The 14,521-nt window shown below is 43.6% G+C and carries 7 protein-coding genes; 6 read left to right on the forward strand and 1 reads right to left on the reverse strand.

Annotation, left to right across the window (positions count from 1 at the left end; all coding sequences use genetic code 11):
- Positions 1-489: 489 nt before the first annotated feature.
- Positions 490-2,850, reverse strand: coding sequence for a glycoside hydrolase family 3 protein (locus I2I04_RS04430; protein ID WP_195654421.1), 2,361 nt, complete (start codon positions 2,848-2,850; stop codon positions 490-492).
- Between the two features lie 284 nt (positions 2,851-3,134).
- Between I2I04_RS04430 and I2I04_RS04435 the strand changes: the two genes are divergently transcribed.
- The 6 genes from I2I04_RS04435 to I2I04_RS04460 all read left to right on the forward strand — a co-directional run bounded on the left by I2I04_RS04435 (position 3,135) and on the right by I2I04_RS04460 (position 14,511).
- Complete coding sequence (locus tag I2I04_RS04435) at positions 3,135-4,733, forward strand: glycoside hydrolase family 43 protein (RefSeq protein ID WP_195654422.1); 1,599 nt, start codon at positions 3,135-3,137, stop codon at positions 4,731-4,733.
- Between the two features lie 182 nt (positions 4,734-4,915).
- Positions 4,916-6,481 (forward strand): glycoside hydrolase family 43 protein, encoded by a 1,566-nt coding sequence (locus tag I2I04_RS04440; protein WP_195654423.1) that lies wholly within the window; start codon positions 4,916-4,918, stop codon positions 6,479-6,481.
- A 187-nt stretch (positions 6,482-6,668) separates the two neighbouring features.
- Positions 6,669-8,177, forward strand: coding sequence for a cellulase family glycosylhydrolase (locus I2I04_RS04445; protein ID WP_195654424.1), 1,509 nt, complete (start codon positions 6,669-6,671; stop codon positions 8,175-8,177).
- 25 nt (positions 8,178-8,202) lie between these two features.
- Complete coding sequence (locus I2I04_RS04450) at positions 8,203-11,376, forward strand: SusC/RagA family TonB-linked outer membrane protein (protein WP_195654425.1); 3,174 nt, start codon at positions 8,203-8,205, stop codon at positions 11,374-11,376.
- Positions 11,377-11,399: 23 nt separating this feature from the next.
- Positions 11,400-13,028, forward strand: coding sequence for a RagB/SusD family nutrient uptake outer membrane protein (locus tag I2I04_RS04455; protein ID WP_195654426.1), 1,629 nt, complete (start codon positions 11,400-11,402; stop codon positions 13,026-13,028).
- A gap of 13 nt (positions 13,029-13,041) precedes the next feature.
- On the forward strand, positions 13,042-14,511 hold the full coding sequence (locus I2I04_RS04460) for a glycan-binding surface protein (protein WP_195654427.1): 1,470 nt from the start codon (positions 13,042-13,044) through the stop codon (positions 14,509-14,511).
- Positions 14,512-14,521: the final 10 nt, after the last annotated feature.

Raw genomic sequence — 14,521 nt, forward strand, 5'->3', positions numbered from 1 at the left:
CGTGGTAGGAATTCGCCACGGCCATGAAGAATGAACTATATCAGTAGCAAAGATAAACTATATCAGGGAGAAAAGCAAAGTATTCCTACTTGTTTGATGTTTTTATATGCCTTGTTCTATCTGATAGATATAGGGTAAGAGAGGATTAAACTATTTTACTGTGATAACAGTGTCATTGTCTGAAAATATAGTTATATTGGTAGCGTGCCTTCAGGAAGAGGGCACGTTTGTTTCCGCGCCTTTTTCATTGGCATGCGGAAACACGTAATTAAAAAAGATAGTTATGAGTAATCTTACATTTGCAATGGTGTAGACTTTGGATAATGGTGAATAGCGGTGATAGGTTCAGAAACAACCTATCACCGCCGGAAACCTTGATGAATAAGGATTTTGATTACTGGCGGTGATAGGCGATAGAGGAATGTGTATTTTTATATAGGAAGAAGATTCTATATGAAGATGTTTATATAGAAATATATAAAAAGAGGTTTAGTTGTGGAGCGTATTCTTATTCGGAGTATTCCACACCTTCGTCTGATTACATACGATATCTATCCATTGGTCACCACATTTAATCTTGAAATCTCCTTTTTCCAGTCTCCATTTACTGTCATATCCGACAAATGCCAGATCGCTTCCTTTCAGTTTCAGCGTAACAGTCTTTGTTTCTCCCGGCTTCAGAGAGACCTTTTCGAAGTTTCGTAAACGAATATTGTCCGGTGTACTGCTTGCTACTAAGTCCTTAGAGAACAATAACACACTCTCTTTTCCGGCAACTCTGCCCGTGTTGGTTACGTCAACTGTGAATATCAATTCATCGTCAGCATTAAAAGTAGGTTTATTTACTTTTAAGTTGCTGTACTTATAATTAGTATAACTTAATCCGAAACCGAACGGCCATTGAATATCCATCACCGAGTCGTAATTGTAGTTACCTCCCATTTGCCCCATGTTTTCGCAAGGCTTGTAGTCATAAGTCGCCAAGGCATTGATTAGTCGGGGATAGGTGAACGGCATTTTTCCACTGAAGTTTGCGTCGCCTGTCAATAGGTTAGCAAGTGCGTCGCCACCGTAATTGCTTGGCAACATGATGTTGACAACCGCTTTAGCCAAAGGCTCTATATCGTTGATAATGCGCGGACGTCCCTGATTCAGAATCAGGACAATAGGTTTGCCCGTACCAGCCAAAGCTTTTACCAGATTTCGTTGGTTTTCCGATAATGTAAGATCAGTCAGGTTGCCCGGGGTTTCGCAATAAGAGTTTTCGCCGATGCAGGCAATGATTATATCCGCTTGTGCTGCCGCTGCCACCGGTTTCTCAATTTCCGGTTTGTTCTCTTCCCACCAGTTATCGTTCTTATAAGGGGCGTAGGTCACTCCCGGTTCATAGATAATATTCTCTTTTCCATATTTCTCACACAAAGCCTCGTAGATGGTATGATATGCTTGTGCATATTCATCGGCAACGTGTCCTTGCCAACTATACGACCATCCGCCATTCAGACAACGCATCGAGTTTGCGTTCGGTCCGGTCAGAAGAATCTTTTTACCTTTCGCTATCGGCAGGATATTTCCATCATTCTTCAGTAACACTTCCGATTCTTCGGCAGCCTGCAGAGCAATAGCTGCAAATTCCTTAGAACCGAACTTGTCATACTTCTTAATGTCCCAATACGGATGGTCGAACAATCCCAGGCGATATTTCAGACGCAACACACGGGCTACTGCGTCGTCGATGCGTTCCATCGATACCTCTCCTTCTTCAACCAACTCTTTCAGATAATCGCAGAAACTCACTTCATAAGGAACCATCGACATGTCGATACCGGCATTGATGGCAATCTTGACAGCCTCTTTCTTGGTAGCAGCGATGTGATCCCGGGTACAAAGGTTGTTGATATCCGCCCAGTCTGTCACAATCAGTCCGTCCCAGTTCAAGTCTTTTTTCAGCCATTCGGTCAGCAACTCACGGTTGGCGTGAAAAGGCAGTCCGTTGTCAACACCGGAGTTTACCATTACGCTCAATGCACCCTGACGTACAGCGGCGAGGAAAGGTGCGAAATGTTTTTCACGCATATCACTGCGTGAGATGGAAGACGGAGTACGGTCTTTACCGGAAACAGGTACACCGTAACCCATATAATGCTTCATGCATGCAGCTACATTGTATTCTCCGATACGGTTCGGGTCTTCTCCCTGAAAACCTTTCACGGCCGATACGCCCATTTCTGCATTTACATAACAATCTTCACCATAGTTCTCCCACATACGTGCCCAGCGCGGGTCTCGGCCTAAGTCGACTACCGGGGCGAACGTCCAGGGGATGCAGCCGGCTTTCGTTTCATAAGCGGAGATTTCGGCACCTCTTCTGGTTAGCTCGCGGTTGAAGGTGGCTCCCATGTTGATGCCTTGCGGAAACATCGTTCCGTCCAATGTGTAGGTTGTTCCATGAATCTGATCTACCCCATAGATGCAGGGAATACCGATCTCCTTCATAGATTTTTCCTGTATCTGTTTGATGGCTTCCGCCCACTTTTCCTTTTTCTGTGCTACCCCTAAAGGAACATTCAATAGGGAACCTACTTTATATTTGCCGATAACTGTGTCGAGCATTGCCTCGCTAAGATAGAACCCCTTTTTGCGACTGGTTTCAAGATCAGAAACCACATCAATGGTGATTTCACACATCTGACCGATCTTTTGTTCAAGAGTCATTTTCTGAAGCCATTCCCGGATATTAGCTTCAATAGCCGGATCAGCCGGGATGGCAGGGGAGGTTGTCTGTGCATGGGGTACCATACAAGTGCCGGCAAAGGCTGATACTAATACCATTTTCTTAATGCTTTTCATGAGTTGATATTTTTAGAGTAAGACTTAAATTCTATTACAAATGTAGGAAGATTTGCAATCACCCGAAAGGGCGAAATGTAATTGGATACAAATCATGCCCCAATAAAATACATTCTATTCTCTTCTATGCCTTGCGGGACTTTCCGAATATAACATTATTACCTTATATTTGAAACGGAAAGTGCTAGCCTGAAAAAAAACGTTCCACACCTTGAAACATAACGAACCTTGTTTCTGCCGGATTATGGTGAACTTTGCCATCAGTACAAACTTTAAAAATAAGAATGATGAAGAACAGTTGCAGGCTTTTATTAATCTTGATCGGATTATGGATGGTTAATGTCTCTTTCGCACAGCAGACATTCAGGAATCCCGTTATCACAGGAATGAATCCCGATCCGAGCATTTGCAGGGTGGGAGATGATTTTTACCTGGTTACTTCTACCTTTGAGTATTTTCCCGGTCTGCCGGTTTATCATAGTAAAGACCTTGTGCATTGGAAACTGACAGGTCATGCCCTTTCCCGTCCGGAAAATAATCCGTTGATGGGATGCAGCGCCTCCACCGGCGGACAGTATGCACCGACGTTACGATACCATGACGGTACATTCTATGTAATTGGCACGAATTATGGCGGAAAAGGTTCGCAAGGAGTATTTTATGTGACGGCAAAGAATCCTGCGGGTCCCTGGTCTGATCCGGTATGGGTGGGGAACTGGTATGTAGATCCGTCTATTGAGTTTATCGACGGAAAGATGTACTTTTTGAGTCCGGATAATCAAGGCAGCTTCCTGTTGGGAGTGATGGACCCCGAAACCGGAAAGTTTGTCGAACCTTTGCGAAAGGTAGCTGCCGGCCTGGGAGGCTCTTCGCCGGAAGGACCTCATTTGTATAAGGTAGGCGATTATTACTATATCATGTCTGCCGAAGGAGGAACGGGCTACGAGCACCGGGAAGTTATACAACGGAGCAAATCCCCTTGGGGACCTTATGAACCCAGTCCTGTGAATCCTGTTCTTTCGAATATGAACTGTCCCAATCATCCTTTTCAGGCAATAGGTCATGCCGATCTCGTCCAACTGAAAGATGGAAGTTGGTGGGCAGTTTGCCTGGGAATAAGACCTGTGAACGGCAAGTACCAGCATTTGGGGCGCGAGACCTTCCTCGCACCTGTGACATGGGATGCCGATGGCTGGCCTAAAGTGGGTAGAGATGGAGTTGTACAGGAAACATATCCTTTTCCTAACCTGACGCCACATCTTTGGGAGAAACAACCGGTTCGTGATGATTTCGATCAGGAAACACTGGGGTTAGACTGGACTTTTATCCGCAATCCTTCCCAAGCGTACTGGTCGTTGACAGAGAAACCGGGCTTTCTACGTTTGAAAGGGACGGCAATTAATTTTACGACGAATGATTCTCCTTCCTTTATCGGACGTCGGCAGACAGCTTTCAATCTGACTGCATCGGCAAAAGTCAGTTTTATGCCGCAAGCGGAAAATGAAGAGGCGGGACTGGTAATCAGGGCAGATGATAAGAACCATTACGATCTGCTGATAACGGAGCGGAATGGGCAGAGGGTTGCTATGCTTCGTAAAACGTTGAAAGATAAAGTGGTTGATACCACCTGTAAAGAACTTCCTGCCACCGGAGATCTGATTTTATCCATCACTGCCACCGAGACGACCTATATGTTTGAGATAAAGGCAGGTCACGTTTCTGCTATATTGGGCACAGCTTCCGCACGTGATATCTCCAATGAAGTGGTAGGTGGTTTTACCGGTGTATTTATAGGTATGTATGCCTCCGGCAATGGCCGGGCAAATACAAATCCGGCCGACTTTGACTGGTTTGATTTTCAGGGGCTGGACTATGCGGAATAGGGTTGGAAACAAATGATGCGTTAAAGGGAAACATTCTGTGCGTATGGGTAAAACATTTGGCAGACCGGGTGTGAACGAAATACCATGCCTCCTTGGAGAAAAACATCTACTTTTGTACCGTCGGCCGACAGAAGATTTTGAACTCTTAACCGAGAAGATGTTTAACTCTTAAATTATATAATATGCGAAACGCTTTATTCCTTATTTCCCTCTTACTTTGTTCTGTATGCGAGGTATCGGCCCAGGGTTACAGTAATCCTGTAATCCCCGGTTTCCATCCCGATCCGAGTGTTTGCAAGGCAGGAGATGATTATTACTTAGTCAACAGTAGCTTTCAATATTTTCCCGGAGTACCTTTGTTTCATAGTAAAGACCTTGTGCATTGGGAGCAGATAGGCAACTGCCTGACCCGTCCGTCCCAACTTGATCTGACTAATGCCAATTCGGGCAGTGGTATTTTTGCTCCTACCATCCGCTACAACGATGGGATATTCTACATGATTACTACCAATGTCTCCGGCAAGGGAAACTTTCTGGTGCATACCATCGATCCTCGTGGCAAGTGGTCGGAACCGGTTTGGCTGGAGCAGGGAGGTATCGATCCTTCGCTTTATTTTGAAGAAGGCAAATGCTTTATGGTGAGCAACCCGGATGGGTATATCAACCTGTGTGAGATTGATCCTATGACAGGCAAGCAGCTTTCTCCTTCCAAACGAATATGGAACGGCACTGGAGGCAGATATGCCGAAGGTCCGCACCTGTATAAAAAAGACGGCTGGTACTATCTGCTGATTTCGGAGGGCGGTACAGAATTGGGGCATAAAGTAACCATTGCCCGTAGCCGTTACATAGACGGTCCCTATCAGGGAAATCCGGCAAATCCCATTCTGACTCATGCCAATGAGTCGGGACAATCCAGCCCGATTCAGGGAACCGGACACGCCGACTTGGTGGAAGATACTGATGGTTCCTGGTGGATGGTTTGTCTAGCGTACAGAGTGATGCCCGGTACGCATCATACATTAGGTCGTGAAACCTATCTGGCTCCGGTACGTTGGGATAAGGACGCCTGGCCTGTAGTCAATGGCAACGGAACCATCTCTTTGAAGATGGACGCAACTACTCTGCCTCAACAGGAAATGAAAGGCAGGCCGGAACGAACAGACTTTAAAGAAGGAAAACTTTCTCCCGAATGGATTCATCTGCAGAATCCCGAAGCAAAGAATTATACGTTTACCAAAGATGGAAAACTTCGTTTGATAGCGACTCCCGTTACGTTAAGTGACTGGAAAAGCCCTACCTTTGTCGCTTTGCGGCAGGAACATTTTGATATGGAAGCGTCCGCTCCGGTAGTCTTGCAGAAAGCGGGAGTGAATGATGAAGCGGGGATTTCCGTCTTTATGGAGTTTCATTCTCACTACGATTTATTTGTCCGTCAGGATAAGGATCGGAAACGTTCTGTAGGCTTGAGATATAAACTGGGAGAGATTACCCATTATGCCAAAGAAGTTTCCCTGCCGGCGGATGGTGAAGTGGAGCTGGTGGTGAAGTCGGATATCAATTACTATTATTTCGGTTATAAAGTGAATGGAAACTATCATGATCTGGGTAAGATGAACACACGTTATCTAAGCACTGAAACAGCAGGTGGATTTACCGGAGTTGTATTGGGGCTTTACATTACCTCTGCTTCTAAAGAATCGAAGGCGTATGCTGATTTTGAGTACTTTAAGTATAAAGGTAAATAGGGAGAAAACAAATGAATCCCTTTTATAAAACAAATTCACCCCATCGTTTCCAAAACGCTCCCTATATGAATAACATTACAGAAGTGAAGTTACATGTCGAATACATAATTTTGTGGTGTAGAAAACAAATAGATTTTGATGAGGCAAGGTTAACGGTTTTAAATTTAATCTAATAGTATAGAAGAATATGGAAAAACAGTCATTTAGTGATGGATTATTTAGTCCATTGGGAATTAAACGAGTCATATTTGTGCTGGTGTTGCTGACCACCTCTTTGATATCATGTAGCAATAGTGATGAAAAAGGAGGAAGTCTGGAAGTGGCACAGGAATATCGTAATCTGGAGTTTGATGCTCGTGGAAGCAGGCAGACTATTCAGATAGACGGTCCGTCCGAATGGCATATCAGTAGTTCGGAAAGTTGGTGTAAAAGTTCACATACCATCGGTGAAGGAAAACAATATGTAAATATCACAGTAGAGGCTAATGATACGCAGAAAGAGAGGACGGCTACCGTCACTGTTTCGGCAAGTGGCACTCCGGATATTATTATTAATGTAAAACAATCCATATATAGCATACCTGCATACGATGAATACATTGCACCCGATAATACAGGGATGCGTGATCTGACTTCCATGCAACTGTCGGCATTGATGAAAGCCGGAGTAAATGTGGGGAATACATTTGAGGCAGTCATTGTGGGAGAAGACGGAAGTCTTTCCGGTGATGAAACGTGTTGGGGAAATCCTACACCAAACAAAGCTCTTTTCGAGGGAATCAAAGCAGCGGGCTTTGATGTCGTGCGTATGCCGGTAGCATATTCTCATCAGTTTGAAGATGCGGTAACGTATAAGATTAAGAGTGCATGGCTGGACAAGGTAGAGGCTGCAGTGGAGGCTGCGCTTGATGCCGGTCTCTATGTTATTATCAATATTCACTGGGAAGGTGGCTGGCTGAACCATCCGGCAGATGCTAATAAAGAAGCTTTGGATGAAAGACTGGAAGCGATGTGGAAACAGATCGCCTTAAGATTCAGGGACTATGACGACCGTCTGCTCTTTGCCGGAACCAATGAGGTTAATAATGACGACGCTAACGGTGCGCAACCTACGGAGGAGAATTACCGGGTACAGAATGGTTTCAATCAGGTATTTGTCAATACGGTTAGAGCTACCGGAGGACGTAATCATTATCGTCATCTGATTGTGCAGGCATATAATACTGATGTGGCGAAAGCGGTAGCGCATTTTACAATGCCGCTCGATATTGTTCAAAATCGTATATTCCTGGAATGTCATTACTATGATCCTTATGATTTCACGATCATGCCTAATGAGGAGAATTTTAAGAGTCAATGGGGATCTGCGTTTGCAGGTGGAAATGTTTCTTCTACCGGACAGGAGGGAGATATAGAAGCTACTTTGAGTTCACTGAATGTATTTATCAATGATAATGTTCCTGTAATCATCGGCGAATATGGTCCGACATTAAGAGACCAGTTGACCGGAGAGGCTTTGGAGAATCATTTGAAATCACGTAATGACTATATCGAATATGTAGTGAAAACCTGCGTGAAGAATAAGCTCGTTCCCTTGTACTGGGATGCCGGCTATACCGAAAAGCTGTTCGACCGCACTACCGGACAACCGCATAATGCAGCATCCATAGCATCCATTATGGAAGGATTAAATTGAATATTAACCATTTAAATAAGGTACAATGAATAAACACTTTCTTGGAAAATGTACATTTGTACATTGGTACTGTCTTGCGTTGGCAATATTACTTTGGTTGCCGATAACGATATTGGAGGCTGCTCCTTCACAAAACTTAAAGGTATCGGGAATAGTAACTTCTGCTACCGACGGAGAACCGTTGATTGGGGTAAGCGTACAAGTGAAAGGCACGTCGACGGGAACTATTACAGACCTGAACGGTAAGTATACGCTGAACGTATCTACCGGACAGACGCTGGTCTTTTCTTACATCGGTTTTATGGAACAGCAGGTTGTTGCAACCAAACCTGTCATTAACGTAGTCCTGAAAGAAGATACTAAAACGTTGGATGAGGTGGTAGTTGTCGGCTATGGAACCATGAAACGAAGTGACCTTACGGGTTCGGTTGTTTCCGTGACCGGAGATGAACTGAAAAAGTCTGTTGTCACCTCGTTAGACCAGGCTTTGCAGGGGCGTGCAGCAGGTGTTTCCGTTACACAAAACTCGGGAGCTCCGGGTGGAGGTATCTCTGTGAGTATTCGTGGTATCAACTCCTTGAATGGCAACGAACCTCTGTATATAATTGATGGTGTAGCGATTTCCGGTAATACGGATAGTAACTCCAGTGTATTGTCGTCCATTAACCCTTCGGACATCGTTTCTATGGAAATTCTGAAAGATGCTTCGGCTACTGCTATTTATGGTTCGAGAGCTTCGAATGGTGTGGTACTGATTACCACTAATCAGGGTAAAGCCGGTAAGACAAAAGTTTCTTACGAAGGATATTATGGTTTACAACAATTACCTAAGAAGTTGGATGTGTTGAATCTGCGCGAATATGCGGAATATCAGAATCTACGTGCTCAAGTACTGGGTTTTGGAGATCGTGAGGAGTTCAAAGACCCTAGTTTATTGGGAGAAGGGACGAATTGGCAGGATGAGATTTTCCGCAATGCCTCCATGCACAATCATCAGATCAATATCTCCGGAGGAAACGAAGGGACTACTTATTCGCTTTCGGGCGGTTATTTGAGTCAGGATGGTATTGGTATCGGTTCTAACTTCGAACGTTTCTCTGCCCGTGTCAACATGGATAATAAGATAACGAGCTGGCTTTCTACAGGATTGCGTGCTTCTGTTGCCAAGACGCAGCAGAACAATACGATCGACAATGGTAATATCATCCGCACAGCGATACAACAGCTGCCCGAAGTTCCGGCAAAGAATCCCGACGGTTCATGGGGAATGCAGTCAGAAAATATGTATGGTACTTATTTTACGAATCCGGTAGCAGAAGCTCTGATGCGTGAGAACTATGAAAAGGGGTTACAACTCTATGTGGATTTCTTTGCTGACATTACACTTTACAAAGGCTTGGTGTTCAGAGCTGAGTATGCTGGCAATTATTATTATAACAACAATTATCAATATACTCCGTCTTATGACTATGGTCTTTATACCCAAGAGTCATTAGGTAGCCGTAGTGCCAGCAATGGCAGTAACTGGACGTTAAAAACTTATCTGACTTATACTAATACTTTCGGTCGGCACCAAATTACTGCTATGGCGGGACATGAAGCGCAGGAAAATAATTGGGAATCACTTTCCGGTACCCGGAGTGACTATTTTCTCAACTCTGTCCACGAACTGGACGCGGGTAGTTCACTCACGGCAAAGAACAGCAGTTCCAAAGGTTCTTCTGCTATCGAATCTTATTTCGGCCGTGTTAACTACGGATTTGATGACCGTTATTTGTTGACACTTACTGTACGTGGTGACGGTTCCTCTACGTTTGCTCCGAATAATCGCTGGGGGATATTTCCATCGGCAGCCCTTGCATGGAAGTTGAAGAATGAGAAATTCCTGAAAAACGTCTCTTGGTTAGATAACTTGAAATTACGTCTGGGCTGGGGATTAGTTGGTAATCAAGCGGCAGAGAACTATGCTTATGGTGTAAAGATGAGAACTGTGGCAACTATTTGGGGAAGCGGATATTATGCAGAGAACTATGGAAACGAAAACTTGAAATGGGAAGAGACAGAGGCATGGAATGCCGGACTAGACATTAATCTTTTTGGTAACCGGGTAGAACTGATTATTGACGGATATTACAAAAATACTGATAATCTGTTGATGAAAGCATCGCTTCCCTCTTATGTTAATGGTGTTATTTCTTCACCGTGGGTAAATGCGGGTGCTATGACCAATAAAGGTTTGGAATTCACGTTGAATACGGTTAATATCAATAAAAAAGATTTCATGTGGAGATCAGGACTGACTATTTCACTCAATAGGAATGAGATTACAAAGCTTTATACGGAGACAGCAGGGCTTTCTGGTACTATCAACAGTGAGACTTACACCTACTCGGAGGTGGGACAGCCGATAGGACAGTTCTACGGATATAACGTGATAGGCATGTTTGCGAAGGAAGATGACTTTTACAAGCGGGATTCTTACGGCAATTATATTCTCGATAAAAATGGTGAGCGTGTAAAAGTGGCTATTCCTAAAGGAAAGAACATCTCTGAAAGTGAGATATGGGTAGGAGACTATATTTATGAGGATATTGACGACAATGGTGTTATTGATGAGAAAGATCGTACCTATTTAGGTAATCCCGAACCGAAGTTCTCTTACGGTTTTAACAACTCGTTTTCTTATAAAGGCTTTGATCTGAATATTTTCATCAATGGTGTATACGGAAATAAGGTGGTGAATATGCTGCGTAAAGAATTTACCAATCCGATGAATAACAGTGGTATGCTGAAAGAAGCTGTTAATATTGCCCGTGTAGAACAGATCGATCCGTCACAGCCGACAACACTTTCCAATGTCTATGTTTCGAATGCTAGTTCGGCACAAGTACAACGCATCACCGCTGCCAATGCTAACGATAACAACCGTATGAGCAGCCGCTTTGTGGAGGACGGTTCGTATCTCCGTATTAAGAATATCTCATTAGGCTATACTTTCCCTAAGAAGTGGATAAGTAAGCTCAATATTGATAATCTGCGGGTGTATATGAATATCCAGAATGCATTCACTTTTACAAAGTACAAAGGATATGATCCTGAAGTGGGTGCTTACAATTATGACGTGCTGACACGTGGCATCGATAATGCCCGTTATCCTTCACAACGAATTTATACTTTCGGACTTAACCTTAGTTTCTAACCTGACAAATAATGAGAACATTTATGAAAAGTAAATTATTAGCAATAGCAACTACCACACTGCTGCTTGCAGCATGTAGTGACAGTTTTCTGGATAGAGCACCGGAAGGAAACTATGTAGATGCTACATTTTATACTTCTGACGAAGCGTTGGAAGCAGCCACCGCTCCGCTTTACAATCGGGCATGGTTTGATTACAATCAACGTTCCATCGTTCCTATCGGTAGCGGGCGTGCCAATGATATGTACAGCCCGTGGAATTATCCGCAGTTTGTTACTTTCCAAGTGACAGCTTTGGACGAAAATCTGTCGGGTGCATGGAGTGGATTTTACTCGGTAGTAACGATGGCGAACTCTGTAATCAATGCGGTAGAGACGCAGACACAGGGTAGTGTGAGTGAGGCTGCCAAGACAAAGGCAATTGCCGAAGCCCGGTTGATGCGTGCATGTGCATACTTTTATATGTTGCGCATTTGGGGGCCGGTGATTCTCATTGAAGATAACCAAAAGTTGGTTGATAATCCCGTTCGTCCGCTCAATCGTGAAGAGGATGTGTTTCAGTTTATTATCAATGATTTGAACTATGCTGTTAATAACTTGCCCGAACAGAACGATAAAGGACGGGCTACATCGTGGGCGGCGAAAGGGATATTGGCAAAGGTTTATCTGGCACGTTCGGGTTGGAACAATGGTGGTACGCGTAATGAAAATGATTTGGAACTTGCCCGTCAATATGCCGGTGATGTGTGTGAGAATAGCGGGTTAGATTTGATGACAAACTACGAAGACCTCTTCAAGTATAAGAACAATAACAATCAGGAATCTCTGCTCGCTATGCAGTGGGTGCCATTGGGTGAGTGGTATGAATGTAATACACTCTTGTCCGATTTGGCATTCTCTACCGAGGTGACGGGTGGTGTCAATTGCTGGAGTAGTTATAACGGAAGTATTGATATGCTTCAGCAGTATGAACTGGCAGATACGTTGCGCCGAAACGCTACCTTCTTTACTAAAGGCTCTTACTATTCTTATATTTGCATCAAAGATGATGGCTATACTTATAAGGGCACTGCTTCTCCTATTAAAAAGGGTGTTCCGGGGGGACCGGATGACGATAACGACGGCAAAGTAAAACAAATGAACTCTCCGCTCAATACTTATATTTTGCGTTTGGCAGATGTCTACCTGACGTATGCAGAAGCCTGTTTGGGCAACAACTCTACGTTGAGTGACGGTCGCGGTCTCTATTTCTTTAACCGTGTACGTGAGCGTGCAAAGATTAATAAAAAGTCTTCCATCACGTTGGACGACATTATCCGCGAGCGTCGTGTTGAGTTTGGTATGGAATATTCGAATTGGTATGATATGGTGACTTGGTTCCGTTATTTACCGGACAAGATGCTCAACTACTTTAACAATCAGTGGCGGGGATACCGGGCGGATGCTATCATCAAAGATGAGGACGGAAAATTGCATTTTGGGAAGTATGACACAGATGGAGCCACCTTCCTTGAAGGTTCTGAATATTACACAGCTCCGGAGTTTACTATCAACATTGAAGCAGAGGATATCTTCTTGCCTTATCCGGAATCTGATGTAATCCAGAATCCGTTACTGAACGAGCCGCCGGTTCCTTATACATTTAACGAATAAATCAAAAGAACTTATGAAATCAATATATAAATATTTAGACACGAGATTGTTCCTGATAGGGTTGTTAGTCCTGCCCTTTTTGGTAGTTGTCTCTTGCCAAAATGATGACGATGATGCTATACCGGTTATTCATTATATAAGAGTAACAGATCCGGCTAAAGCAGACAGTACTTTTACTGATGTAAATCCGGGAACAATGATCGTTGTGGTCGGAGAACATTTGGGTGGAACACAAAAAGTGTATATCAACGATCAAGAGGTCAGTTTCAATAGGAATTATGTAACCTCGACAAATATCATATTGACTGTACCTGCCGAACTGGAACTACTGGGAGAGAACCCGGAACTGAAAGGGGAACTTCGTGTAGAAACAAATCATGGAGTAGCTTTATATAATATGCATGTTCTGTCCCCGGCTCCTTATATTACACGTATTGCTGCTACCTATCCGATAGAGGAGGGAGATGAACTGGTTCTTATCGGTGGAAATTTCTATGAAGTACAGGGACTTTATTTCTCTACAGAGAAGCCGTCTGATGATGGAAAAAGGCCGGTAAATATTCAGAAAGTTGTTGACTATCAAGTAACCAATAATTATGGTCGGATTACGTTGACGGTTCCTGCCAATGTGATTGAGGAAGGATATCTTGTTGTGGAATGTTATACGAGCAGTGCGGTCATTGAATTTAAGACCACTATTCCTGAACCTGTGCTTACAGGAATTAGTTCGACGATGCCAGTTGTGGGGAGTATGGTAACTATTACCGGGCAGAATTTTATTCAAGTATCAAATGTTAATGTGAATGGAGAGTTTGATATACCTGTTGCCGATATAACAGTATCGGATGCTTTCGATGAGCTTAGTTTTGTATTGCCGCAGGCACCTACTCATTCAGGAAAGATTTCGGTAACTACTGGCGGAGGTACAGGAGAGCTTTCGGCTGTGTTCTATCCTGTGGAGAATGTGATACTGAATTACGATGGAATCGGTAGTCATGTTTGGGGAGATTGTAGCTTTGTAGTGGCAGATGGTTCTTCAGCTCCTTATGTTTCTACGGGAACTTGTCTGGGCATTACCGGGACAGTGAGTGCATATAACTATTGGTGGAAGCAAAGTTATTCTAACGCTCAATGGGTAAATACAAACGTTCTTCCGGGAAATACACCGATTGGTGACTTGAAATTACAGTTTGAATGTTTTGTAAAAGAAGTATTTACCGGACCTGTTTTCCAAATTGCAATGTGTGAGAACTTTGATGCTGCATTAAGCGGGTATGTTCCGGTGAGTTCTTTTACAGGAAAGACAGAAACAGGAAAATGGATGCAATGTTCCGTACCTTTGTCTTCTGTTGTCGCAGATGCTACATATCAAGAGTTTTTGAATAGGAACTCTGCTCATATAGGTGTATATGCAACAAATCCTGGTGGTAGCGAAGCTACTATTGAAGTTTATTTCGATAATTTCCGTATCGTGAGAAAATAATGATTTGAAT

Source organism: Bacteroides sp. 1001136B_160425_E2 (assembly GCF_015559655.1).
Classification (GTDB): Bacteria; Bacteroidota; Bacteroidia; order Bacteroidales; family Bacteroidaceae; genus Bacteroides; species Bacteroides luhongzhouii.

Bases quoted from the DNA above. Each gene is read 5' to 3' on its own strand.
- I2I04_RS04430 (WP_195654421.1), bottom strand. From the start codon at position 2,850: ATGAAAAGCATTAAGAAAATGGTATTAGTATCAGCCTTTGCCGGCACT.
- I2I04_RS04435 (WP_195654422.1), top strand. From the start codon at position 3,135: ATGATGAAGAACAGTTGCAGGCTTTTATTAATCTTGATCGGATTATGG.
- I2I04_RS04440 (WP_195654423.1), top strand. From the start codon at position 4,916: ATGCGAAACGCTTTATTCCTTATTTCCCTCTTACTTTGTTCTGTATGC.
- I2I04_RS04445 (WP_195654424.1), top strand. From the start codon at position 6,669: ATGGAAAAACAGTCATTTAGTGATGGATTATTTAGTCCATTGGGAATT.
- I2I04_RS04450 (WP_195654425.1), top strand. From the start codon at position 8,203: ATGAATAAACACTTTCTTGGAAAATGTACATTTGTACATTGGTACTGT.
- I2I04_RS04455 (WP_195654426.1), top strand. From the start codon at position 11,400: ATGAAAAGTAAATTATTAGCAATAGCAACTACCACACTGCTGCTTGCA.
- I2I04_RS04460 (WP_195654427.1), top strand. From the start codon at position 13,042: ATGAAATCAATATATAAATATTTAGACACGAGATTGTTCCTGATAGGG.